This is a genomic window from Pseudovibrio exalbescens DSM 16456 (genome assembly GCF_000422785.1).
Lineage (GTDB): Bacteria > Pseudomonadota > Alphaproteobacteria > Rhizobiales > Stappiaceae > Pseudovibrio > Pseudovibrio exalbescens.
This window is the reverse complement of record NZ_AUGS01000002.1, coordinates 387887-411199: the sequence shown is the minus strand read 5'-3', so window position 1 is coordinate 411199 and position 23313 is coordinate 387887. Positions and strand designations below refer to the sequence as shown.

General features: G+C 55.1%; 23 protein-coding genes and 1 tRNA gene. 19 read left to right on the top strand and 5 right to left on the bottom strand.

Features of this window, described 5'->3' with window-relative positions:
* Positions 1–2: 2 nt before the first annotated feature.
* From G512_RS0104430 to G512_RS0104420, 3 genes are all read left to right on the top strand, one after another.
* Positions 3–857: an SDR family oxidoreductase gene (locus G512_RS0104430; RefSeq protein ID WP_028480670.1), complete on the top strand. Its 855-nt coding sequence runs from the start codon at positions 3–5 to the stop codon at positions 855–857.
* Between the two features lie 19 nt (positions 858–876).
* Positions 877–1554 carry a fructose-6-phosphate aldolase gene (locus G512_RS0104425; protein WP_028480669.1) on the top strand — a complete coding sequence of 226 codons (678 nt, stop codon included), beginning with the start codon at positions 877–879 and terminating at the stop codon, positions 1552–1554.
* Between the two features lie 89 nt (positions 1555–1643).
* Positions 1644–1979, top strand: a complete 336-nt coding sequence (locus G512_RS0104420) for a PTS fructose transporter subunit IIB (protein ID WP_028480668.1) — start codon at positions 1644–1646, stop codon at positions 1977–1979.
* On the opposite strand, the gene G512_RS0104415 is transcribed toward G512_RS0104420, so the two are convergent.
* From G512_RS0104415 to guaD, 4 genes are all read right to left on the bottom strand, one after another.
* Complete coding sequence (locus G512_RS0104415) at positions 1969–2856, bottom strand: AraC family transcriptional regulator (protein ID WP_208974931.1); 888 nt, start codon at positions 2854–2856, stop codon at positions 1969–1971. The genes G512_RS0104420 and G512_RS0104415 overlap by 11 nt on opposite strands.
* Before the next feature lie 154 nt (positions 2857–3010).
* Positions 3011–4402 carry an MFS transporter gene (locus tag G512_RS19955; RefSeq protein WP_051268879.1) on the bottom strand — a complete coding sequence of 464 codons (1392 nt, stop codon included), beginning with the start codon at positions 4400–4402 and terminating at the stop codon, positions 3011–3013.
* Between the two features lie 83 nt (positions 4403–4485).
* Positions 4486–5772, bottom strand: a complete 1287-nt coding sequence (locus G512_RS0104405; RefSeq protein ID WP_081657357.1) for an MFS transporter — start codon at positions 5770–5772, stop codon at positions 4486–4488.
* A 60-nt stretch (positions 5773–5832) separates the two neighbouring features.
* Positions 5833–7170, bottom strand: coding sequence for a guanine deaminase (gene guaD / locus G512_RS19950; protein ID WP_036488445.1), 1338 nt, complete (start codon positions 7168–7170; stop codon positions 5833–5835).
* A gap of 1255 nt (positions 7171–8425) precedes the next feature.
* Between guaD and G512_RS0104395 the strand changes: the two genes are divergently transcribed.
* On the top strand, positions 8426–8857 hold the full coding sequence (locus G512_RS0104395) for a hypothetical protein (RefSeq protein ID WP_143181373.1): 432 nt from the start codon (positions 8426–8428) through the stop codon (positions 8855–8857).
* A gap of 607 nt (positions 8858–9464) precedes the next feature.
* Here G512_RS0104395 and G512_RS0104390 read toward each other — a convergent pair.
* Positions 9465–9554, bottom strand: a tRNA-Ser gene (locus G512_RS0104390).
* Positions 9555–10143: 589 nt separating this feature from the next.
* Here G512_RS0104390 and rplU point away from each other — a divergent pair.
* The 15 genes from rplU (at position 10144) to G512_RS0104315 (ending at position 23282) form a co-directional block, all read left to right on the top strand.
* Positions 10144–10716, top strand: a complete 573-nt coding sequence (rplU, locus tag G512_RS0104385; protein ID WP_028480664.1) for a 50S ribosomal protein L21 — start codon at positions 10144–10146, stop codon at positions 10714–10716.
* 47 nt (positions 10717–10763) lie between these two features.
* Positions 10764–11033: a 50S ribosomal protein L27 gene (gene rpmA / locus G512_RS0104380; RefSeq protein WP_028480663.1), complete on the top strand. Its 270-nt coding sequence runs from the start codon at positions 10764–10766 to the stop codon at positions 11031–11033.
* Between the two features lie 155 nt (positions 11034–11188).
* Complete coding sequence (locus G512_RS0104375) at positions 11189–11800, top strand: GNAT family N-acetyltransferase (protein WP_036488563.1); 612 nt, start codon at positions 11189–11191, stop codon at positions 11798–11800.
* Positions 11801–11990: 190 nt separating this feature from the next.
* Positions 11991–12548, top strand: coding sequence for a GNAT family N-acetyltransferase (locus G512_RS0104370; RefSeq protein WP_051268877.1), 558 nt, complete (start codon positions 11991–11993; stop codon positions 12546–12548).
* 60 nt (positions 12549–12608) lie between these two features.
* Complete coding sequence (locus G512_RS19945; RefSeq protein WP_051268873.1) at positions 12609–13142, top strand: GNAT family N-acetyltransferase; 534 nt, start codon at positions 12609–12611, stop codon at positions 13140–13142.
* Positions 13143–13161: 19 nt separating this feature from the next.
* Entirely contained in the window at positions 13162–13716 is a 555-nt protein-coding gene (locus G512_RS19940) for a GNAT family N-acetyltransferase (protein WP_051268871.1), read from the top strand.
* Positions 13717–13863: 147 nt separating this feature from the next.
* Positions 13864–14907, top strand: a complete 1044-nt coding sequence (obgE, locus tag G512_RS0104355) for a GTPase ObgE (protein ID WP_028480660.1) — start codon at positions 13864–13866, stop codon at positions 14905–14907.
* Positions 14908–16032, top strand: coding sequence for a glutamate 5-kinase (gene proB, locus G512_RS0104350; RefSeq protein ID WP_028480659.1), 1125 nt, complete (start codon positions 14908–14910; stop codon positions 16030–16032).
* Between the two features lie 46 nt (positions 16033–16078).
* Complete coding sequence (locus G512_RS0104345) at positions 16079–17356, top strand: glutamate-5-semialdehyde dehydrogenase (protein ID WP_028480658.1); 1278 nt, start codon at positions 16079–16081, stop codon at positions 17354–17356.
* Positions 17353–18009 (top strand): nicotinate-nucleotide adenylyltransferase, encoded by a 657-nt coding sequence (locus G512_RS0104340; RefSeq protein ID WP_051268869.1) that lies wholly within the window; start codon positions 17353–17355, stop codon positions 18007–18009. Before G512_RS0104345 ends, G512_RS0104340 begins: the two co-directional genes overlap by 4 nt.
* A gap of 156 nt (positions 18010–18165) precedes the next feature.
* On the top strand, positions 18166–18573 hold the full coding sequence (rsfS, locus tag G512_RS0104335) for a ribosome silencing factor (protein WP_028480656.1): 408 nt from the start codon (positions 18166–18168) through the stop codon (positions 18571–18573).
* Positions 18574–18669: 96 nt separating this feature from the next.
* Entirely contained in the window at positions 18670–19152 is a 483-nt protein-coding gene (rlmH, locus tag G512_RS0104330) for a 23S rRNA (pseudouridine(1915)-N(3))-methyltransferase RlmH (RefSeq protein ID WP_028480655.1), read from the top strand.
* A gap of 220 nt (positions 19153–19372) precedes the next feature.
* Positions 19373–20725 carry a murein hydrolase activator EnvC family protein gene (locus tag G512_RS0104325; protein ID WP_143181374.1) on the top strand — a complete coding sequence of 451 codons (1353 nt, stop codon included), beginning with the start codon at positions 19373–19375 and terminating at the stop codon, positions 20723–20725.
* The gene (locus tag G512_RS0104320) at positions 20722–22050 is read left to right on the top strand and encodes a S41 family peptidase (protein ID WP_028480653.1); all 1329 of its coding nucleotides are present in this window, start codon (positions 20722–20724) and stop codon (positions 22048–22050) included. The genes G512_RS0104325 and G512_RS0104320 overlap by 4 nt, the downstream gene beginning before the upstream one ends.
* An 83-nt stretch (positions 22051–22133) precedes the next feature.
* Positions 22134–23282: a divergent polysaccharide deacetylase family protein gene (locus tag G512_RS0104315; protein WP_036488436.1), complete on the top strand. Its 1149-nt coding sequence runs from the start codon at positions 22134–22136 to the stop codon at positions 23280–23282.
* The last annotated feature ends 31 nt before the right edge of the window (positions 23283–23313 follow it).

The following is a 23313-nucleotide window of genomic DNA, read 5'->3' as shown; positions in this document are numbered from 1 at the left end:
CCATGAAGAAGAAAATCCTCATTACCGGCGCAAACGGCTTTTTCGGAACCCGGTTCATCAAGACATATCAAGACAGGTTCGCCATCACCGCAACCGATGTTGAGCAACTGGATATCACGAACGCCGAGATGGTTGACGCCCTGTTTGATGAACTCCGTCCGGACTATGTCATTCACGCCGCCGCCATTGCGGTTACAGACTTTTGCAACAAACATCCTGATGTGGCGCACAAGGTCAATGTATCCGGCGCGGTAAACGTGGGCCGGGCGTGCCGCGCAGTCGGATCGAAACTCGTCTTTATCAGCACGGAGCAGGTGTTTAATGGCAACGAGGAAGCTGGGCCGTACTGCGAAGACCATGAAGCTGTACCCGACACTGTATATGGGCTGAACAAGCTGGAAGCAGAGGGCCGGCTGAAACAGATCCTCGAAGAAATGTGGATTCTGCGCTTTACTTGGTTGTTTGGCTTGCCTGAACGCCAGACCAGCATCAACCCGAATGTGCTCTGGAACACGATGCAAGCGCTGATTGGCGGCGCCAAGATGAGGGAACGGCGCAACGAGTTCCGTGGCTTAACCTATGTGCATGAGTTGATTGATCAATTCCCGCAGATTTTTGAAATTCCCTATGGGACGTATCATACGGGTGCTCATAACCCAGCCAGCCGTTATGAAATCGCGGAGCATATTCTCAAGGAGCTCGGGCAAGGTGAACGCCTTGACGTGCTTTTAGAACCTGCTGAAGCCCCCAAAACGCGAGATGTGCGACTAGACACCTCCAAACTTGCAGAACAAGGCATCCGCTTTACCGAGAGCAAGGCTGCCCTGACAAAATGCCTAAGAGAATTCGGCTACTAAAGGACCACATGAGGCTACCATGATTTATATGCTCGACACCGCAGACATCGAAGCGATCAAAAAGGCCGTTGACCTGTATCCGCTTGCTGGCGTAACCACGAACCCTTCCATCATCGCCAAGGAAAAGCGGAGTTTCGCGGATATCATCCGCGATATTCGGGCCGTCATCGGCAAAGATCGGATGCTCCACGCTCAGGTCATGGGCAAAACAGCCGAGGTGATGGTTAGGGAAGCGCAGGCCATGCGCGAGATCGATGAAGAAATCATCATCAAGGTGCCCGTCACCCAGCAAGGCATCAAAGCCATTAAGGAACTAAAGGCACTTGGCTTCCGTATCACTGCAACAGCCATTCTTACGCCACAGCAAGCGCTGATGGCCGCAGTGGCCGGGGCGGAGTTTCTGGCACCCTATGTGAACCGTCTGGATAACATTTGCGCCGATGGCACTCAGGTCGCTGCCGAAATTGCTCATCTGATCGACGTTTATCAGTTAGAAGCTAAAGTGCTCGCCGCCTCGTTCAAAAACGTTCAACAGGTCCATGAGATCGCGAAAGCCGGTGCCCAATCGGTCACGATCGCTCCGGATGTGTTCGACCAGCTCCTGATACACCCCCTTACGGACTCGAGTGTTGCCGGTTTCACCAGCGACTGGGAAAGCGTGTACGGCGCGGAAACCACAGTTCTTGATGTCATTTAAGCGATAGTTGCGTCCAATTGATTTAGCGCATATGACAGAAACCCAGCGGGATGATACCCGTTGGGTTTCTATGGTTTGTGGGCGCAACTATGAAAATTGTTGGTGTTACGGCATGTTTAAGCGGTGTAGCTCATACATACATGGCTGCAGAGCTTCTGGAGAAAAAGGCCAAGAAGGCCGGCCACACCATCACTGTTGAAACTCAAGGGGCACTTGGCTCCGAAAACGCCTTGTCGGCTGACATGATTGCGAACGCAGATGTCGTCGTGATTGTTGCAGATATCAACATCGAGGGCAGCGAGCGTTTTCAGGACTGCCGGTTGGTGCGAGCAACCATAACGGCCTTTCTGAAAGACCCTACTCACGTATTTGAGGCGCTGGAGAAAATTCGACACGCACCACCTGCGACAAAGATCAGTCTGTAGCCTCAGCCTTGACCCTGCTTCGGTAGTGAGTCCGGTATTCTGATGGCGAGCGCGCAGTTTGTGCCCGAAACAGTCTGCAGAAGTAATTGCTGTCAGAAAATCCGCATCTGTGAGCAACCTCTTTCACCTTCATATCATACTCCTTGAGCAGATATTTTGCCCGCTCCAGACGAATATGGTTCAGGTATTCATTGAATTTTACCTTTCCCTCCTTTGCAAACAATTGGGAAAGGTAGTTCGACGAGATGTAAAAGTGCTTGGCAACGGAATCCCGCGTGAGCGGCTCGTGATAATGCTGTTCGAGATAACCGCGGACAGCTTCAAACAAAGCCTTGCTCTTGGAAGGGGCTTCGGGAGGTGAGTGGGTCAACTCGCTGATATGGCTCAAAAGCGAGGCCACAAGCAGTCGCGCGGTTTGTTGATCCTGAACATGCCAACTCAGTTCCTCCAGCGCCTGAACGATAAATGTGCCGGTACGCGGTCCTCGTCGCATGATGTTGTGCTTCAGTGCGGTCTCGTAATTTTCCCCATTCCACTTCAAAATGCTGAGGCCAAAGCTTTGCTTGCCAATCAAAATGCTCAGAGTTTCTACCGGATGGGTGAGTACCGGTTTGTTCCAGCTCTCTGCCGGAATGTATAGCGCACAACCACGCGTCATAAGGTGCTGGGTATCTTCGCCGGTGTTGTTTCCCACTTCCATGAGCAGTTGACCATCCAACACCATTTCGAGGCGCGGGAAATGGACCTGATAAGCCAAAGGCGGCGGCGCGGGTAAATTGCCCGCGTAAAATACTCTACGGATGGTATGCGGCGTTTCGGCATACGCTTCGAACCGTTCTGTCAGGTTTGCCGGTCCGCTCGCCGGTTCTGTTCGCACCGCTGATCCCCTTTGCCTCTCGACCTCGCTGTCCGTTTTAACAGAACAAGAAGCGATCTGCCTATGTTCCTGCACACAAGAGCACAAACAAGAAACAAGAAAAGCCATGAACAGCTTATCCGTTCATGGCCTTTCACTCGGCTGGGAGGTTGTTTCAACCGATCTTGCGTTTTTCAATCATGGCGGCGATCTCATTAGCCTCCACTTCAAGGTGAGCGCGGTCCGCTTCACTGTATGGCTCATGCAGGAAAAAGCTCAGGATCAACGCGAGCAGCAATGCACCGGGGAATACCAGCATGGCGACCTGATAATCCCCGTAGGTTGGCTCTGCCACAATGTTCTGGGCGGGAACGACATTGCTTGCACCAGCCAGTATCTGGCCAGGCAACGCCATCAACATGCCGCTAATTATAAACTGCACGGCATTGACCAAAGCAGCCGACGTGCCTACCAGCTTTCCCGGCACCAGCTTGGCCGCGATGGCAAAAGGCAGCATGGAGCCACCGGCACAAAATCCGAAAGCAAACAGCAGAACCGACGCCAGTACCGGAGATACGGGCGCCCAGATCAACGCGGCACCAAGGAAAACAAGCTGCAAGGCACAAGCCACAGCCATCGGCTTGACAAGCTTGCCAAGGCGATCAGACAGCCAGGAGATGCAGGGAGCGCCGGTTGCAAGCCCCAGCCAGCAGAGTGAGCCCACAGAGTAAGCCTGGCCATCCGGCATTCCGGCAGCCATCATCAAGCGCGGCCCCCATACGACACCCATGGCAAAGAGAGAGCCAAAGGTGGCACCGGCAATCAGTGCGTTCAACCAGCCGGCCCGCACCGAGGCGACCGTGCTGACAGCTGTCAGAATGCTGTCTATGAAGCTGCGCAGACCCTGCCACCCTTCACGGTTCTCTTCCGCACCTGGCGGATCGCGTAAAACCAACAGCATAAGGACCGTAACAAGCGCTCCCAAAACCGCGATCCCACCAATCAGAACAGGCCATGTCAGGCCGAGGTTTTCAATCAGAAATGAAATGCTTCGCTGACCAACCAACGCGCCTGTAGACGCTGCGAACTGTACCAATGAAAACATGAAGCCGTATTTGAGAGGGTCAAACCACTGGCCCCCGATGAAACCGGCACCGATGAAACCAAAGGAGCCCCCCAGCGCCATCAAAACCTGCCCAGCAATCAGCATCCAGTAACTTGTGGCCAAGGCAAAGACCACTGCCCCCACGGTGAGTAATGCCGCCGCCAAGGGCAAGCACCGCCGTGCGCCCAGACGGTCCAGCATGGACCCGGATCCGAACTGGGCAATGGCAAACACCCATGTGTAGACAGACCCAACCAAGCCGACCTGCGTGAGCGACAAGCCCAAATCCGCCGCCACCGACTTGTTCGTGATGGCGTAGCCCGATTGCATGATGAATACGACAACGACAAAAGCCACGCCCAGCCCCCAATTGAGCCAAGCGCGGCCGCTCCCCCTAAAGTCAATCTGGCTTTGAGTACTGCGATAAGTTTCAGTTTGGGGATGACCAGCTGTTTCTGTCATGCCCTTCCCCCCTTGTGTACGGTTTGGTTCGCTCAAAGCAACAAAGGGCGCCCCGATTGGAGCACCCTTTGATGGTTATTTCTTCATTCCTTGGCACCCTTATTCTTTGCCGGGTGGGTTTCTTTCATCACCACGGTAAGGACAAGGGCAGCGACTAGAACAACAGTGATTGGCAACATGGCAAACTGTGATGCGCCTATGCCTTCAAGGCCCATTTCGGCGGCTTCACCGAAGCGTGCGCCGGGCATTCCCATCAAGATACCACCGAAGATGAACATACTGCCGTTTGCTACTGCTGCTGAGGTGCCGATCTTCTCGACCGGGACAACGTCCGCGGCACCGGAGAACGCCAGCATGTGAGATGCATTTGCGAAGCCGAAGATGAACAACAACGCGATGCATGCAATGCCACCCAGGTTCGGGATGTAGAGCAAGGCAGCAAGGGATGCCAACTGCACTGCGGTGCCGATCATGTTCGGGAGTTTACGGGAATGGTTGCGCTCGGACCAAGATGGCACGATTGCGGACCCGACGGCCAAGCCGATCCAAAGCATGGACGTGGCCAGATAAGCCGTGCCCGCTTCGATGCCATGAGCCATGACGATTTTTGGCGCCCAGATCACGCCTAGAGCAAGCATGGCACCAAAGGTGGCAGCGCCGTAAGCAGAGGCAATCAGAACCTGAACATTCTTGGCAACACTCAATAGCGCCTTGGTAACGGACACGAAGAACGCACCGAAAGACTTGGCTTCTGGGTGAACGGGTTCCGGATCACGCACGAACAGGAAGGCAATTGCCGTCAGCCCTATGCCGAAAAAGCCGACATAGTTGAACAGTGCACGCCAGTCCACAACGTCCAGCGCCATACCGATCAAGTTCTGAGAAAAGGATGACGTTGCCGCTGCGACGACCTGTACAAGGCCGAACATCACGCCAAATTTGGCCATGCCAAACCATTTGCCGCCCACATACCCGGCACCAACGAACCCTGTGCAGGAACCGATGGCCAGAACTGTCTGAGACAGCAGAAGCATGCCAAAGCCAGATGCGTTGGCGAACAAGAACGTGCCCGCAGTGACCAGAGCCACGGAAATTGGCAGCACACGCCGCGCGCCCAGTTGGTCAAGGATCGCCCCGCCATAGAACTGACAGAACGCAAAGACCCATGTGTAGGTGGCTGCGATGATTCCGACCTGAGCCACGGTGACACCGGTAGACGCCTGCATGGATGAGTTCACAATGGCGTAGCCCGTCTGAATGGAAAACAGGAAGACCACGAAAGTTGTTGCGATGACCCAGACAAGCCACGCATTGGCACCGCCGAGCTTGGGCTCGGTGCGGGCCATATCTGCATTATTTACGGTAGACATACTTTGCTCCTGTGAGCAGGGTGAGGAGCCGGGCGCGCGGCCCGGTCTCACCAAATTGGATTAAGCAGCGAAACGAGCGGTGACCGGAAGCTCTCCACGGTCATAGACCAGCTTGCCGGCGACGTAGGTCGCGCGGGTGTTGCGGTCGTCACCCAGTGTCATCAGGATGAACAGCTGTTCTTCAAAGTCCTTGGCGAAGGACATGCGGAAATCCATGATCTGTGTTGGTTTCAGATCGAGAACCACGATGTCAGCTTCCATGCCCGGCGCAAGGTGACCGACCTTGTCGTCGATGCACATGGACTCTGCTGTGCCGCGGGTTGCCAGATAGAAAGCATGGCCCGCCGACAAGGCATTTCCGTTCAACTGTGCTGCTTTGTATGTCTCATTCAGTGTTTGCAGGATGGAGAAGCTGGTGCCTGCGCCCAGATCGGTTGCCAAACCGACACGAACAGGGCGTTCGAGCTTCTTGGCATTGTGTACATTCAGATACCCTGAACCCAGGAAGAAGTTGGATGTTGGGCAATGGGTGATGGTGCCACCCGTTTCGGACAGTCTGGCAAGCTCCTTCTCGGTCAGGTGGATACCGTGGCCGAACAGTGCTCGCTCGCCGCAGAGGCCGAACTTGTCATAAACGTCGAGGTATCCTTCATGTTCCGGATACAACTCCTTCACCCATGCCACTTCATTCACGTTTTCGGAAACGTGGGTCTGCATGAAGGTGCCTTCGGATTCACGCCACAGCGCACCTGCTGCTTCCAGCTGTTCCGGCGTGGAAGTTGGCGCAAAACGCGGCGTGACCGAATACATCTGACGCCCACGACCATGCCACTTTTCGATCAGCGCCTTTGAATCGTCGTATCCCTGTTTGGCCGTATCGGTGAGCGCAGGTGGGGCATTGCGGTCCATCATCACCTTGCCGGCGATGTTGCGCATGTTGTATCGCTCGGACACCTCAAAAAACGCGTCCACGGATTCCGGGTAAACCGTGCAGAACGTTGCAACGGATGTCGTGCCCGCCCGCAGCTGCTCGCGCAGGAAGACTTCTGCAACCTTGGTCGCGTGGGCTTTGTCACGGAACTGCTGTTCGGCAACAAAGGTATAGTTGTTAAGCCACTCGATGAGCTGTTCACCATAGGCGCCAATGATCTGGGTCTGCGGATAGTGAACGTGGCTATCGATAAAGCCGGCCATGATGACAGAGTCCTTGTACTCTATCACTTCGATCTCGACTGGGAGCTTCGCCTGCATCTGCGCTGCAGGTCCCATGTCCTTGATCTTGCCGTCTTCAATCAGAATGATACCATCGGATTCCACCTTCATCACGTCATCAACTGCGGACTTGAAGGGGTCACCCGTGTAGGTGAGGTAGGTTCCTCGAATTGCTATTTTAGACATAGCCGAGCCTCCGTCTGTCAAAACGGTTACAGGTAGGCTGTTATGTCGAGTGGTGATCCGCCTGAGGGAGGGCAGCGCCGTTCTCGCTTTTTTACAGCGGTTTTACGGCCCCGAACCGGCCTCATGCTCGCTTCAAGATGCGAGACCATGGCCGAGGCAAGATCAACGATAAGAAGATATCAGCGCGTCGGTCAATAAGTGAATCTCCTAGAGATGCAGAAGCTGATTAGCGCCCGGAGAAATTGATCAGTGACAAAACGTAGGATAAAACCCAACTCTCCACCGCCAAAAAGAACGATCATTCCAGCTCATAACTAACCTGTTGAATAACATTATTAAATTATCAACGGCGGAGCACTGAAAATCAGAGTCTCGGCTTACGCTGCAGCGACCGCCTCGTACCCTATCATCAGAAATAGTGATTAATCAAAACTGTCCCATAAGAATGCAATATCAATAACCACGTATTCTTACTGAACCATTCCTGCATTTTATCGCCTATTTGTCTGAGTCCAGCGCATCATCAGCAGTGCAAAATGAAAGAATCGGCAAACGCTGCACGCCCCAACCCACAGCACTTGCAAGATCACGATAAGTAGACGGACGCAAACCACCTTGCTCGCTACTTGTATCCAGCAAGTTAATGAGAAAACCCAACTACCAGAAGAAAGCCTCACTAAAATGCGCAATTAATGATACCTGAAGGACCCAAACGAGATTGTTTACACCACACATTGCAATGACTCACAACTTGAGCCAAGCTAGCTAATGAACGAATGCATTCTAAAGAACTGGTCACACCCTCAAGGGCAATACTGTCTAGGTGCTCGCGGCCTTCACGCGTAATCACATGAACTGTTAATCACGCCAATTAAATTGCTATTAAGCAGCAGTGCACAGCCTATCGTGCGCAAAGAAATGCTTGATACAATTTAGGCGCGTGAAAGCAGGAATGGGGAGAAAACAAAACAGACTTACCATTATAGTCTTACTATGGGCTCTCCCGATGAACACCCAAAAACCGATCGGAATGGTTCGGCCTGAAGCAAGCAACATGAGATATCAATAAAGAAGAATTGGGCTTACCGTTGGCGCCTAACATTGGCGGAAAGTTGGTGGGCGGGATACTAACCTAGTCCTAGGGCTCCGCTTAATCAGAGACATATCTAACCAGCAGAGATTCTAAAGAAACTCCTTGTAGCTAGAAAAGACACATAGTCACCAAGTCACACTGATAATGATAGATCGAGCTAAGATGCAAAAAGCTGTTTCGCTAGCCGCTGCCGTATTGCTTTTCTTCCCTTTCGCGAGCACGAAAGCAGCCAGTTTGGCAGAATGCCCGGTAGGTAAGGGCTATTCCTTTTTCAACTCAAGCGAATTCTTTAGCGACGACGACGCAGGTTGGCAGTCAGACACAACCGGTTTGATAGCGCTTACAGTTAGCGAAACCAAAGAGATCGACATTCTCTACAAAGATGTTAGAGGCTACCAGAGCTCACGAGCAGATGGCGCAGAAGTCTCCGTTGTAGGGGTCGGGGAGCATTCCATCAGCGTGTTGGTAAAATATGCAGCCATGGTGCACTCACTCTACACATTTGACCTCGCGAATAAGAAACTTTTTTATTCCCAGCACCGTCTTGAGACACCAATCGACAAAGCCTCAACATTTATCTTCGACTGCCAGTGAGCGAAATCCAGCTGAGAAAAAAACTATTCTAAGTAAGGAAGTCGGGTTCCGGAATTTTGGCGGATAGATGAATAAATTTTCTGAACGACATTAGCCATTAAGAATGGCAAACTTCTATAAACACATGCTGTCAATCTTGGCTCAAACAATAAAGGCGGCCGGTTTGACACACACACAACACCATATTCGCCCAACAACAGCGAGATCAAGCAAGAATACTCCGCTACCTATTTGCGGGGCCTAAAACGACTAAAAGCAAGAGCAGGTTTCCCTAAGCCCATACCCGCTAGGGAAATTCGAAGCAGTAGACTACAGCCACTGTTCAAAATCATTTTTGCGTGCACACTTTCCTTCTTTCCTAACATAAACTCTGGAAGTTCTGAGGAATTTACTCGCAAAGAATAATACAACTTTCCTGCAATTTTCTGACCTAATTAAATTTGGGCTTACAACCTAAATGAGTTTCGGCAAGTGTGAAAAATCGATCGATAGGGTTGCTTGCAACGCCTCAGAGGCTAATCGGAAAAAGACCATGTAGCAGCCACCCTAAGTGGTGCCCCAATGAGCATTACAAAAACAATACCTTGACAAAATGGAATCGAGATTATGGCGGAGAGTGAGGGATTCGAACCCTCGGAACACTTGCGTGCTCAACGGTTTTCGAGACCGCCCCGTTCGACCACTCCGGCAACTCTCCATATTTTGGCGTGTGGTCCAAGATTTGCGCGGAACATATAGAAGGCGTTTTCATTCGACAAGTCCCGATGCAGTGGAAAACGGCAAAACACACAAGCCTGTTTTAGAGCGGTTCTGCTTTCGGCCGAAGCATACGGGCTCCTGCTTTTTCCAACGGGTGGCATTTCGATAGTTACACCATCACGTGCAGCTGTTTTTGAAAAGATAGTCCCTGTAAAACGATATGGCAGAACCACGATCGCGAACAATATGCCCCTCAAGGCCCCGCCAACCTCCCATTATTGAGGCAATGCAGAACACTATACCCGGAAAACTCAACAAACCGCGCGCAAATCCGGGCTTTTCACGTTGACTTTACTGGCGCCATCCGTATATTGCGCCTGCTCTTAATAGGCGGGGTAATCCGCTGGACCGCGCTGTCCGAGGCTAGACATCGTTGTCGCCTTTCAGTCAAGCTACTGAAGTTTGCGACCGATTTCCTCTGAATTGAGGATGGTTCCCTGAGCTGAGAAAGTGGAATCAGTTGCCAAAGTCCGCATTCGTGCGGCGCCACAGGGCGCGCTAAATTTTAAAAGAAGGACGTGCTAGACATGTTCGCAGTTATTAAGACCGGCGGTAAGCAGTACCGCGTCGCTGCAGACGATCTGTTGCGGATCGAAAAAGTTTCTGCTGAAGCAGGCGAAACCGTCACTTTTGACGAAGTCCTGATGGTAGGTAACGACGCAGATACCACCATTGGTGCGCCAACCGTAGAAGGCGCTTCGGTTGTAGCTGAAGTTGTTGAACAGGCTCGTGATCGCAAGATCATCGTGTTCAAGAAGCGTCGTCGTCAGAATTCCCGTCGCCGCAATGGTCATCGTCAGTCCTTCACGACCGTGAAGATCACTGATATCCTGACCGGTGGCGCAAAGCCGGCCAAAAAAGCTGCAGCTCCCAAGGAAGCCGCTGCCCCTGCTGTTGAAGGCGCAGACGACCTTAAGAAGCTGAGCGGCCTTGGCCCTGCAATTGAAAAGAAGCTGAATGCTGCGGGCGTTACCACATACGCTCAGATCGCAGCGTTCTCTGCTGAAGACATCGCCCGCGTTGAAGAAGAAGCCGGCCTGAAGGGTCGTTTCGAACGCGATAACTGGGTTGAACAGGCCAAGGAACTGGCAGGCAAGTAATTGCCGCCTAACCTGTCCTTAAGAGATTAAACGAGGAGTACTTCGTTATGGCTCATAAAAAAGCTGGCGGTTCATCCCGCAACGGTCGCGACTCAGCTGGTCGTCGTCTTGGCATCAAGAAGTTCGGTGGTGAAGCTGTCATTCCAGGCAACATCATTGCTCGTCAGCGTGGCACAACGTGGCACCCGGGCGCAGGTGTTGGCATGGGCAAAGACCACACCATCTTTGCGACCGCAGAAGGCAAAGTGACTTTTGAAACAAAACGCAATGGCCGAACATTCATTAATGTGATGCCAGTGGCGCTAGCCGCAGAGTAAAGCCGACGTGAGTTTCCAAACCGTCGGCGTCTCATCGACCCGGCGGGATGGAAATCCGGCCTCCGATCTAAAAAAGATCAGAAAAAGGGAAGATGGGACGCCATCTTCCCTTTTTATTTTGCCCTGACATCAGGGCTTGTGCCGGAGAAAAGAACATGGTTGTCGAATATGAGGATAGCTTAGAGGAAAGCAGTTACAGTGCGGCCGCACATGAGCCGCAGGACACGGCGCGTCTGGCCATCAACGCCTCGCGTCAAGACGATCTGGCCGATATCATCTTTCTGGCGAATAACCGCCGGGTGACCGATATGGTGGCCAGCATGCCCCACCCCTTCACACTTGAAGACGCCAAAGCGCTGGTGAAACGCAGCGAAGCGGGCCACATGGGCAATACGCTTTTTGCCATCCGCATGAAGAACACCGGTCGGTTCATCGGCGCCATCGGCTATGCCCCGTCCATGGAAGACGGCGGCGCCTGCCATCTGGGCTACTGGATTGGGGAACCGTTCTGGGGACAGGGTTATGCGACGGAAGCCGCTCACGCCATGGTCGACTTTGCCTTTTCCGACGGGGGGATCTCCACACTGACGGCAAGCTGCCATGTAAACAACCCGGCTTCCAGACGAGTGCTGGAGAAGTGTGGCTTCCAATTTCGCGAACAATCCAAGATGCGCATGTCCGGCAACAGCGGTCTTGTGAACGTGGACCGTTTTTCGCTGACACGCAGCACCTGGAAGGCGCTCAAGGCCTGGGGCCAAGCCGCCTGACCTGACCAACACCTGCCTGTTTCAGGTGGAATGAGGTTCCTGCCTTGAACCTCGCGCTGAGGAAATTGACAACCACCCTTCAGCGCAGGGTACGGGCTGGTGCCTTGTTCCACTTAACGGCGCTCCTGCCTTTATTTGCAACCACATCATGCATGATAGTGGCTGCCATCCCCCGCCCCGGAGACCCGCGATGTTGGCACTAGAAAGCGCACGCTTGTCACTTCGACCGCTCATAGCCGACCACCTGCAAGACCTTTGGGACAAGGGCCTGACCCAATATGACGTTGTCAAATGGCTAACCGGTCCCACGTGGCCCGCTGATTGGCAGACAGCTCAGGAGAACATAAACGTCAAAAGCACAACAACAACCGATCCGGGTTTTGGTTCGTTTTCCATTTTCCTGAATAACGAGATGATCGGCGGCGTTGACGTGACAGCGCCGGGAGATCTCAAGGATAACCCCGAATGGCCAACACTCGGTTATTGGCTGACACCTGCCGCCCATGGACAGGGCTATGCCAGTGAAGCGGCTCGGGCCGCAATCGGTCACTTCTTTGCGCATTCATCATTTGATGTTCTCGCGGCGCGGGTTTTCAAAGACAATACAGCGTCTCAGCGCGTGCTTGCAAAGCTCGGCTTTCAGCAGGTGGGAGAATGTGTCCGCTTCAGCAAACCACTGAACGAACACGTAGAAAACCACGTGCTACTCCTTCCAAAGCATCGCTTTCACGCCTCCAATCCCCTTTAGATCGCATCCTGCCCCATAGAGACTTGGGCGGCCCGTTATTACTTGAAAAGAAATTCTCTCATGGCCTTGACCTCCGAATTGTCCACGTCTCGCATGATGTTGCGCGCCCCTCGATTGACGGACGCACGGGCTATTGCGCGGCATCTCAACAACTTCGAAGTCTCCAAGAGGTTGGCGGTGGTGCCGTTTCCTTATTCTGAAAAAGATGCCGTGGAATGGATCGAGGCAAAGCAGCACCCAAACGTTCACACGTGGCTGCTTGACTATCAAAAAGAGGTGATTGGAGCAGTCGTCCTGCGACACCCTGCGCCCGAGACGTGGACGCTAGGCTATTGGCTTGCCCAGCCATATTGGGGCCAAGGCCTCATGAGCGAAGCCGTTCGCCCCGTGTTGCGCCATGCCTTTGAAGAATTGGGCGCGGCTGCAGTGAAGGCCGGGGCGTATGTTGACAATAGCGGCTCAATCCACCTGTTGACCAAGCTGGGTTTTTCATGGTGTGGAAAGGGGACGCAGCGCTGCCGGGCTCGGGGCGGCAGGCAGATCGAGGAAAATCATTACATTTTGCCACGCGAAACCTTTTTCCGCTTGGGGTAGCACGCAAAGGAGCCCACTCATGTTGCCAACACTGAAAACTTCGCGTTTGATCTTACGGCCGTTCAGCATTGATGACGTTGTCAATCTGACCGACTATCTCGGTGATGTGCGGGTTTCTCGTATGCTTGGCCCCATCCCATTTCCTTATACGGATAAAGATGCAAGAGAATGGGTCACCTTTAACGAGAAAGTCGATCTGTCCGACACGATTAACTGGGCGATAGATGACGGTACCGGTCTCGTGGGCGTCATTGGCGCCCATGGGCTCGCAGGGAGCAACAGTTTTGGCTATTGGTTGGGACAGCCGTTCTGGGGCAAAGGCTACATGAGCGAGGCCGCCAGAGTGGCATTGGCTCACATTTTCAATGCCTATCCAACAGTAGACGCCCTGCGAGCGCATGCATTCAACGACAATCCGGCCTCTCAGGCCGTTTTGCAGAAGGTTGGGTTTCGCCCTGCCGGTCAGAGCATCGAGACCAGTCGCGCACGCCCCGGTGCCGAAATTCCAAGCACCCGGTTTGAGTTGACCCGTGTGCAGTTTTTGGCGGAAAAACTTGACACATCCGACGCATAACCGTTTAAACACGGTCGTCAGCATTCGGGTGGCACCCCAACACGAAATGTACCGTTCTTTGGCCCTTTTCCTGAACACCGAGCTTTCGCCACAAGGATTCAAGAGGTAACACAAAGACGTCCGCACACGGTCTTAAAGAGATAGAAAATGAAGTTCCTCGATCAGGCAAAAATCTTTATCAAATCCGGTGATGGCGGCGCGGGCTGTGTCAGCTTTCGCCGCGAGAAATATGTGGCAGAAGGCGGTCCGGACGGCGGCGACGGTGGTCGTGGCGGTGATGTGTGGATCGAATGCGTTGAGGGACTGAACACCCTGATCGATTACCGGTATGCCCAGCACTACAAAGCCAAGACCGGCGCCCACGGCATGGGCCGCAACCGAACCGGCGCCCGTGGCGCAGACATGGTGCTGCGCGTCCCCAAGGGCACGCAGGTTCTTGAAGAGGATAACGAGACCATTCTGGCTGACCTGACTGAAGTGGGCCAGCGGGTTCTGTTGCTGCGCGGTGGCAATGGCGGCTTCGGTAATGCCCATTTCAAGACCTCAACCAATCAGGCACCTCGACATGCAAATCCCGGTCAGGATGGCGAGGAGAAATGGGTTTGGCTGCGCCTGAAACTCATTGCCGATGCAGGCCTTGTCGGTTTGCCAAACGCGGGCAAGTCCACGTTCCTCGCCGCGGTTTCTGCGGCAAAGCCCAAGATCGCCGACTATCCCTTCACGACGTTGCACCCGAATCTGGGCGTTTGCGAAATAGATGGGCGCGGTTTCGTTCTGGCGGACATTCCAGGCCTCATTGAAGGCGCTCACGAGGGCACAGGTTTGGGTGACCGCTTCTTGGGGCACGTTGAGCGCACACGGGTGCTTCTGCATCTGGTGGATGGCTCCGGCGAAGATCCGGCCGAGGCTTATCGCGTCATCCGCGGTGAACTGGAAGCCTATGGACACGGGCTCTCGGAAAAACCCGAGATTGTGTGCCTTTCCAAGGCCGATGCGTTGTCGCCCGAGTTGCGCGATGAAAAGTTTGCCGAACTGGAAGCGGCCTGCGGCCAAAAGCCCCTTGTCATCTCCTCTGCTAGCGGAGAGAACATCGACACGGTGCAGCGGATGATCATCCGCGCAATTGATCAGGACAAGCAGGAAGAAGCCAACAGCGTTCCTTCCGCGCCTGACGAGGAATGGCGGCCGTAAATGACGAGAAAATTGAGTGAGTTCAACCGGATAACCGTAAAGATCGGTTCGGCGTTACTGGTTGATGAAAACGGACTGAAGCGGGCATGGCTGGAGTCTCTGGCGGACGACCTGCGCTCGCTCGCGGACAAGGGCAAGGAAATCCTCGTGGTTTCCTCGGGCTCCATTGCGTTGGGGCGCGGCGTATTAGGGTTTCCTCAAGGCCCGTTGCGGCTTGAACAGGCTCAAGCCGCGGCCTCCGTTGGCCAGATTGCATTGGCGCAGGCCTATTCGGAAATTCTGAAAGCGCGCGGACTGACTGCCGGGCAAATCCTTTTGACGCTCCGCGATACGGAGGAACGCCGCCGTTATCTCAATGCACGGGAAACCATTGAAACGCTTCTGAAAATCGGCGCGGTCCCGATTATCAACGAAAACGATAGCGTTGCCACCAACGAGATCCGCTACGGGGATAACGACCGGCTTGGTGCTCGCGTTGCCACAATGGCAAGCGCGGACTGTCTTGTTCTGTTGTCGGATGTAGATGGTCTTTACACGGCCCCTCCTCAACAAGACCCGAATGCGGTTTTTCTGCCGGAGGTGATGTCGGTTACGCCGGAAATCGAAGCGATGGCCGGCGCTGCGGGCTCGGCTTTTTCATCCGGGGGGATGAAAACCAAGATTGACGCTGCCAAAATCGCGGTTGGGGCGGGGACAACCATGGTGATTTCCTCCGGTCAGAAGATGAATCCCCTGGCCGCCATCTGCAATGGCGAACGGGCTACCTGGTTTCCAGCAGCGTCCACGCCCAAATCGGCGCGCAAGGCGTGGATTGGCGGACATTTGGAACTCATGGGCCTTGTGCAGGTTGACGACGGGGCCCTCTCCGCCATCAAACGGGGAAAAAGCCTGCTGCCGGCGGGCATAACTCGCGTTGATGGCAACTTCCACCGCGGCGATGCAGTCCGGTTGGTGGATGCGGAAGGACGGGCTGTCGGGCGCGGCCTAATTGCCTATGACTTCGCAGAGGCCAGCCTGATTATTGGCCGCAACAGCCACGAGATCGAGAGCATTTTAGGATACGCCGGGCGCTCTGAAATGATTCATCACGACGATCTCGTGCTGGAAGCCTCTGAAAGATGTTAGGTTTTGCATGAGCCGGGCCGTTCTCCCGGCGGATTGAGGATAGACGATGGTGACTGAGGCAGATGTGAACATTCCCGAGCTGATGGATGGCATGGGCAAGAAAGCCCGCGCGGCGGCACGTGCGCTCTCGCTGGCTCCGGGGCCTCAAAAAGACACGGCGTTGAAAGCCATGGCCACGGCCGTGCGCGCCGCAACGCAAGATATCCTCGCAGCCAATGCTCAGGATATCGAGCGGATGACTGCCAATGGACAGCCGGAATCCTACATTGATCGCGGCACCCTTGACGCGGACAGGATTGAAGGCATTGCCAAAGCTCTTGAAGAGGTCGCCGCTCTGCCCGACCCGGTTGGCAACGTCATGGCCAAATGGGATCGACCCAATGGACTGGAAATCTCTCGTGTTCGCACGCCCTTGGGTGTGATTGGTGTGATTTACGAAAGCCGGCCCAATGTCACGGCGGATGCAGGGGCCTTGTGTCTGAAGGCGGGCAATGCAGTCATTTTGCGCGGCGGTTCGGACACAATCAAATCCAATCTGGCTATTCACAAGGCACTGCAAAGCGGGCTGGAGGAAGCGGGTTTGCCTGCGGACTCCATTCAACTTGTCCCCGTAACCAGTCGCGATGCGGTGGGTGAAATGCTCAAGGGCCTGCAAGGCAACCTGGATGTGATCGTTCCGCGCGGGGGTAAAAGCCTTGTGGCACGGGTACAAGAGGATGCGAGAGTACCGGTGTTTGCGCACCTTGAAGGCCTGGTGCACATTTTCGTTCACGAACGCGCGGATTTGAACAAAACCGTCGATATTGTCGTTAATTCGAAACTGCGCCGCACCGGCATTTGTGGTGCGCTGGAAACGCTGCTGGTGGACGAGAAGATCGCAACCACCCACCTGCGTCCGATCATCGATGCGCTTCAAGCCAAGGGCTGCGAAATTCGTGGCGATGAAGAAGTGGCCCTGCTGTGTGCCAACGTGAAACCGGTCGAGGAGGAAGATTGGTCCACTGAATATCTGGCCCCAATCCTTTCAGTGAAGCTGGTCAGCGGACTGGATGAAGCGATCGAGCACATTGCCACCTACAGCTCCAACCATACCGACTGCATCATCACCGAGGACGCATCGGCGGCGCGCCGTTTCCAGAATGAAGTGGATTCAGCAATAGTTCTGCACAACGCGTCCACCCAGTTTGCCGATGGCGGTGAATTCGGCATGGGCGCCGAAATTGGCATTGCGACCGGTCGCATGCATGCGCGCGGTCCTGTCGGGGTCGAACAGCTGACAAGCTTCAAATACGTGGTGCGCGGGGATGGTCAGACACGCCCATGAACCACACCTTCGATACCCGGTTGCGTACAACCGACACCAGCAAACAGGCGGACTGGGTTCGCCTGCCCTATGCCGCGCCCGGTAACCGGATCGGCCTGTTTGGCGGATCTTTCAACCCGCCCCATAGCGGCCACCTGCTGGTAGCGGAAACGGCACTGAGGCGGCTGGATCTTGATCAGATCTGGTGGCTGGTGACACCGGGCAACCCTTTGAAGGAACACAGTGAACTGGCCCCGCTGGCGGAGCGCGTGGCAGCCGTTCAAGCCATGGCCAAACACCCGAAAATGAAGGTCACGGCCCATGAAGTGCAGCTGGGCACACCCTATACGGCCCGCACTATTGCCGCGCTGCAGGCGCGCAATCCGGAGCTGAGGTTTGTTTGGGTGATGGGGGCTGACAATCTTTCCGGTTTTCATCGCTGGCAGGCGTGGCGCAGCATTGTGGAACGGGTACCTCTCGCAATTGTCAACCGCCCCGGAGCCACGCTGGCTCCGCTGTCGGCGCCCATGAGCCAGACTTATGCGACATCTCGTATCCCTCAGGAAAAGGCACGAAATCTCAGCAGCTTGAAGGCACCGGCCTGGACGTTTCTTACAGCCCCCCTTGACGCCTCCTCGTCAACGCATATAAGGCGGGGCCAACACTCTGGATGAAGCCATCCAGAGCTATGCAAAACAAGTGTCTTGAAAATGCAATGCCGGTAGCGCTATCCTTCCTTACAGGAATGCTGAGAAGACCGGTTTTTCGAGGCAATCCCGCGGTTAAACCGCACTATCTTCTAACCATGGCGAAAGGCTACACAGCTGACCATGACAGCAACTCATGAAGGGACGGATTCAGTCGCTCCTCTTCTACCGCAGGATACCTCTGATGTGGAGGCCCTGCTGAAATCGATCCTCAAGAGCCTTGATGACTCCAAGGCCGAGGATATTGTTTCCCTAGACTTGGCAGGCAAGACCTCTGTCGCAGACTACATGGTCGTGGCGTCCGGTCGTTCCCACCGACACGTCGGCGCGGTTACCGACCACCTGCTTCGCGACTTGAAGGACGCGGGCTACGGCAATGCACGCGTTGAAGGGTTGCCGCACTGTGACTGGGTTCTGGTCGATATTGGCGATGCCATCATTCACATTTTCCGTCCGGAAGTCCGTGGCTTCTACAACGTCGAGAAAATGTGGTCGACAGAGACAACAACACCAACACAGTATATCGGGTAATAACCGCGTAATTGGTTTGGGGTCGCTCACAATCGCTGCCTTTTTGAGAATTCAGGCAGCGCAATGGGCTTTTGTCCCCTGTGCAGGGCGTTTTCCATGAAAGTGAGTTTGGCCTGCGTTGGCAAAATGAAAGCTGGCGCAGAAAAGGATCTTTGCGACCGTTATCTTGATCGGGCCCGCAAAACAGGAAAAGGCCTTGGCATTACATCAGTTGCAGTCATCGAGCTACCCGAAAGCCGCGCTCAGCGCGCGGCTGATCGCAAAGCGGAAGAAGCCAGCGCTCTGCTGAAGGCGCTGCCCGCTGGCGCCGTGCTGATTGTACTTGATGAACACGGCAAAACACTGTCCAGCGATCAGTTTGCCACCCAAGTGCGCGACTGGACGGACAGTGGTGTCAGTGATCTGGTGCTTGCCATTGGGGGTGCAGATGGCCATGGCCCGGAACTGATTGCCAAGGCAAATCTCAAGATTGCACTGGGTTCCATGACGTGGCCGCACCAACTGGTGCGGATACTGTGTGCCGAGCAGATTTACCGTGCCATGACAATCATGAGTGGCCACCCGTATCACCGGGCATAGCACATCACTTGCATTGGGGTGCAAGGCTGCCAACCACAGCAGCAACGCACCAGCACCTGCTTCCTTACGAAACTTTAAGGGTTCGTGACTTGCCGTAGACCATCGCTTCTGTTTGGATGCACGCTGGGTGAATGGTTAACAGCCTCTGCGAATTGACACTAAATTAACGCTGGTCATTCACAGTCCACGCGAAACGCGTTGCAAAGGAAGCACTATACGAATGCGCAGGGCCTTCCCGTCGCACTTTTTGTCTGCAGGTTTGGCGGTGGCTGTCGTGCTGGTTGGCATGACGGGAACCGTCTCCCGCTCCCATGCAGCAGAGGAAGCCGAGGCAGCCCCTGTTTCCGCAGAGGAAAAGACAGAAGAGCGCCGTCTGAAGCGGGAGAGCGAACTGCGCGATGTGACCCGCGACATCTCGATTTCCGAGGAAAAACTGGAGCAGATCAACCGGACCATTCGGACCATTGATCGTGACCGCAAGGGCCTGAACGAGGAACTGATCCGGACGGGTTCGCGCATGCAACAACTTGAAGCGCAGATGAACGCAACCGAACGCCGTCTGGCGCGCCACCAACAGAACGAGGATACCGTGCGCGCCTCCCTGCAAGAGCGGCGCGGGACATTGGCGGAAGTTCTGGTTGCCTTGCAGCGCATCGGGCATCGCCCTCCCCCCGCCATGGCTGTGCGCCCTCAGGACGCTTTGGCTGCCGTGCGCAGCGCGATTCTGTTGAACGCTGTCATGCCGGATGTGCGCATTGAGGCTGAAGCGCTGGCCAGCGATCTGGCCGAACTGACACGGCTGCGCGCCTCCATTGAAACAGAATATGAGCGGCTGCGCGCCGGTGCAACGAAGCTGGCCGAAGAACAGCACCGACTGGAATTGTTGCTGGCTGAAAAGCAGAAAAAACGCGAAAAAAGCGAGCAAATGCTGGCGCAAGAGCGCGAGCGTGCGGAGGAACTGGCGGCAAAAGCCACCTCGCTGAAACAATTGCTGGCTGATCTTGAAAACGAAGTGGGCAGTGCACGCGAGGCAGCAGCCGCCGCCCGCGCGTCGGATGAAGCGCACGCATCGGGTCGCTATGGCTATGCGGACCCGTTTGCCGATCCCGGTCGCCTTAGCCCCCAGATTCCGTTTGCGGATGCAAAAGGATTTCTGCCCCGCCCGGTTTCTGGCACATTGCTGCAGGATTATGGGGTGGCTGACGGATTTGGGAACAAGACGAATGGTCAGTCCTACGTCACCCGCGCCAATGCCCAGATAACCTCTCCAGCGGATGGATGGGTTGCTTACGCGGGGGAGTTCAGGTCCTATGGACAACTCGTCATTCTGAACGCTGGAAATGGATATCATATATTGCTGGCGGGCATGGATCAGATCAATGTGGAGTTGGGTCAGTTCGTTCTTGCCGGTGAACCGGTGGCCAGAATGGGCGACACCCGCGTAGCCAGTGTTGCAAATCTTAATTTTGGATCTGAGCAGCCAGTGCTATATGTAGAGTTTAGAAAAGATGGCACCGCCGTGGACCCCAAGCCGTGGTGGTCCAATGCCGAAAACGAAAAGGTTCGCGGATGATACGGAAAGTTTCACTCTTACTGGTGGGTGTGGTCCTTGGGGCCACGGCAGTTGTGACCTACTCACAAGCCCCGTTCAGGATCTCCGAGCCCGCGCATGCGGCTTCGCCGGACACCTATAACCAGCTCAATCTGTTTGGCGACGTATTCGAGCGTGTGCGCTCGGACTACGTGGAACAGCCGGTGGATGCTGATCTGATCGAAGCAGCCATCAACGGCATGCTGACCGATCTCGATCCTCACTCCAGCTACCTTTCCCCGAAAAACTTCCGGGACATGCAAGTGCAGACCCGCGGCGAGTTTGGCGGTCTGGGCATTGAAGTGACCATGGAAGAAGGTCTGGTAAAGGTTGTTGCGCCAATCGATGACACACCGGCCTTCGATGCCGGCATCATGGCAGGTGACCTGATTACGCATCTTGACGGCGAACAGGTGCTGGGCCTGACGCTCAACGAAGCCGTCGAGAAAATGCGGGGCCCGGTCGATACCGACATCACCGTGACGATTCTGCGTGAAAACGTTGAGGAGCCGCTTGAGGTGACGCTGACCCGCGATGTGATCCGCATTCGTGCGGTACGCTGGGAAACCATGGATGATGTGGGCTACATCCGCGTTACCCAGTTCAACGAGCAGACCTACGACAATCTTGAAAATGCGATCGTCGAAATCTCCGAGGATGTGGGTGCGGACAATCTCAAGGGATTCGTGATTGACCTGCGCAACAATCCGGGCGGTTTGCTGGATCAGGCGATTTCAGTTTCCGATGCCTTCCTGAATCAAGGTGAGATCGTTTCAACCCGTGGACGCCACGCGGATGAAATTCAGCGCTACAACGCCCGGCCGGGCGATCTGGTGGATGGCAAGCCGGTGATCGTGCTCGTCAACGGCGGATCCGCTTCTGCCTCTGAAATTGTCGCTGGCGCGCTGCAAGACCATCGCCGGGCAACGGTTCTTGGCACCCGGTCCTTCGGAAAGGGCTCGGTCCAGACCATCATTCCGCTGGGCGCAAACGGCGCAATCCGCCTGACCACGGCGCGTTATTACACACCGTCTGGCACGTCAATTCAGGCCAAGGGCATCACACCTGACATCATCACCTTGCAGGAGTTGCCGGAGGAACTGCAGGGCCGTGCCGAAACCAAGGGTGAAGCCGGTCTGCGGGGACATCTGTCTGCCGAGGAAGGCGAGGAAATGTCCGGCAGTCAGGCCTATGTGCCGCGTGACAAGAGCGAGGACAACCAACTGCAACTGGCTCTGGACCTGTTGCGTGGGGAAGCTTCTGACGATGCCTTCCCACCGCAGCCAGACAAGCAGGCTGCCAAGTAAGTCCCTATCGATGGGCCGCGCTGCATGATCGGCGCGGCCCCTTTTTCCCTATAGTCGATGCTTGAAACTTCGTTGGATCTGGTATGCCCGGAGATGACCTGACAGCCCCGCTTGGGCTGAAACAACCTTGGTATCACCATCCGCCGTTTGGCCTGATCGGGGTCGCCCTGCTCACACTGTTGGCAATCACCGGTTTTATCTGGATCGGCGTTGTGAACGATCCGTTGGGCGGAGAACCAACTGCAACGGTGAAATTGTCGACGGACCTCAAGGGCGTAACGCAGCACGACTTCACCGTGGTTGAGCTACCGCGGGAGCTGGACAATGTGATCGGTCCGGACGGCGCCGAACCGGCCCGGCAGACAGTGAACGCCGGCAAGGGCCCGCAGCCGGAGATGGCCGCAGAATTAGGCGCCGAACCCGATGCGCCGCACTTGCCGCTGCAGGAACTGATTGAGAACGGCCCCTATGGCCCGCTGCCGCGAACTGCAGATAATGGCGTGCGCCCACTGGATGTTTACGCTCAGATTGCTCCCCTTGCACATGAAGCGCCGGCGCGCATTGCGCTGCTGCTTAACGGTGTGGGCCTGAATGAAACGATTTCCAGCATGGCTCTGGATAACCTGCCCAAACAGATCACTCTGGGCTTGTCGCCTTATGGCACCGATGTGGACCGGTGGATGAGCACTGCGCGCCAACAGGGCAATGAAGTGCTGATGCAGGTGCCCATGGAGCCCTTCGATTATCCTGATAATGACGCAGGCCCGCACAGTTTGCTGACCAAATCCGCCAGTGCCCAGAATACTGACAAGCTGCATTGGGTGATGGCGCGCACAACCAACTACATCGGCCTTGTGAACTTCATGGGACAACGGTTTCTTTCCGATGGGAAAGCGCTGACGCCGTTTTTGCAGGAAGCACAGGAGCGCGGCCTGATGTTCGTGGATGCCTCCGGATCGGCGCGATCTCTTTCGCAGGAAATCGCCGATACCACTCAGACGCCCTTTGTGAAGGTCGACGTTGTGGTGGATGAGGAGTTGAGCCAACAGGCCATCGAAACCCAATTGCTTCAGTTGGAATCGTTGGCACGGTCTCGGGGCCTGGCAGTGGCATCAGCCACGGCCTACCCCATTACCCTGAAACAACTGGCGCGCTGGACCCGCACCCTTGAAGATCGCGGGCTGACGTTAATCCCCATCAGCGCCGCCATTGACGGCGACGCCTCTCACTAAAAACTCATGTGCCCGGTGGTATGCCGGGCCA

What these genes read in the sequence shown, in the direction of transcription:
- G512_RS0104430 (WP_028480670.1), top strand. Translation starts at nt 3, where the DNA reads ATGAAGAAGAAAATCCTCATTACCGGCGCAAACGGCTTTTTCGGAACC.
- G512_RS0104425 (WP_028480669.1), top strand. Translation starts at nt 877, where the DNA reads ATGATTTATATGCTCGACACCGCAGACATCGAAGCGATCAAAAAGGCC.
- G512_RS0104420 (WP_028480668.1), top strand. Translation starts at nt 1,644, where the DNA reads ATGAAAATTGTTGGTGTTACGGCATGTTTAAGCGGTGTAGCTCATACA.
- G512_RS19955 (WP_051268879.1), bottom strand. Translation starts at nt 4,402, where the DNA reads ATGACAGAAACAGCTGGTCATCCCCAAACTGAAACTTATCGCAGTACT.
- G512_RS0104405 (WP_081657357.1), bottom strand. Translation starts at nt 5,772, where the DNA reads ATGTCTACCGTAAATAATGCAGATATGGCCCGCACCGAGCCCAAGCTC.
- guaD (WP_036488445.1), bottom strand. Translation starts at nt 7,170, where the DNA reads ATGTCTAAAATAGCAATTCGAGGAACCTACCTCACCTACACGGGTGAC.
- G512_RS0104395 (WP_143181373.1), top strand. Translation starts at nt 8,426, where the DNA reads ATGCAAAAAGCTGTTTCGCTAGCCGCTGCCGTATTGCTTTTCTTCCCT.
- rplU (WP_028480664.1), top strand. Translation starts at nt 10,144, where the DNA reads ATGTTCGCAGTTATTAAGACCGGCGGTAAGCAGTACCGCGTCGCTGCA.
- rpmA (WP_028480663.1), top strand. Translation starts at nt 10,764, where the DNA reads ATGGCTCATAAAAAAGCTGGCGGTTCATCCCGCAACGGTCGCGACTCA.
- G512_RS0104375 (WP_036488563.1), top strand. Translation starts at nt 11,189, where the DNA reads ATGGTTGTCGAATATGAGGATAGCTTAGAGGAAAGCAGTTACAGTGCG.
- G512_RS0104370 (WP_051268877.1), top strand. Translation starts at nt 11,991, where the DNA reads ATGTTGGCACTAGAAAGCGCACGCTTGTCACTTCGACCGCTCATAGCC.
- G512_RS19945 (WP_051268873.1), top strand. Translation starts at nt 12,609, where the DNA reads ATGGCCTTGACCTCCGAATTGTCCACGTCTCGCATGATGTTGCGCGCC.
- G512_RS19940 (WP_051268871.1), top strand. Translation starts at nt 13,162, where the DNA reads ATGTTGCCAACACTGAAAACTTCGCGTTTGATCTTACGGCCGTTCAGC.
- obgE (WP_028480660.1), top strand. Translation starts at nt 13,864, where the DNA reads ATGAAGTTCCTCGATCAGGCAAAAATCTTTATCAAATCCGGTGATGGC.
- proB (WP_028480659.1), top strand. Translation starts at nt 14,908, where the DNA reads ATGACGAGAAAATTGAGTGAGTTCAACCGGATAACCGTAAAGATCGGT.
- G512_RS0104345 (WP_028480658.1), top strand. Translation starts at nt 16,079, where the DNA reads ATGGTGACTGAGGCAGATGTGAACATTCCCGAGCTGATGGATGGCATG.
- G512_RS0104340 (WP_051268869.1), top strand. Translation starts at nt 17,353, where the DNA reads ATGAACCACACCTTCGATACCCGGTTGCGTACAACCGACACCAGCAAA.
- rsfS (WP_028480656.1), top strand. Translation starts at nt 18,166, where the DNA reads ATGACAGCAACTCATGAAGGGACGGATTCAGTCGCTCCTCTTCTACCG.
- rlmH (WP_028480655.1), top strand. Translation starts at nt 18,670, where the DNA reads ATGAAAGTGAGTTTGGCCTGCGTTGGCAAAATGAAAGCTGGCGCAGAA.
- G512_RS0104325 (WP_143181374.1), top strand. Translation starts at nt 19,373, where the DNA reads ATGCGCAGGGCCTTCCCGTCGCACTTTTTGTCTGCAGGTTTGGCGGTG.
- G512_RS0104320 (WP_028480653.1), top strand. Translation starts at nt 20,722, where the DNA reads ATGATACGGAAAGTTTCACTCTTACTGGTGGGTGTGGTCCTTGGGGCC.
- G512_RS0104315 (WP_036488436.1), top strand. Translation starts at nt 22,134, where the DNA reads ATGCCCGGAGATGACCTGACAGCCCCGCTTGGGCTGAAACAACCTTGG.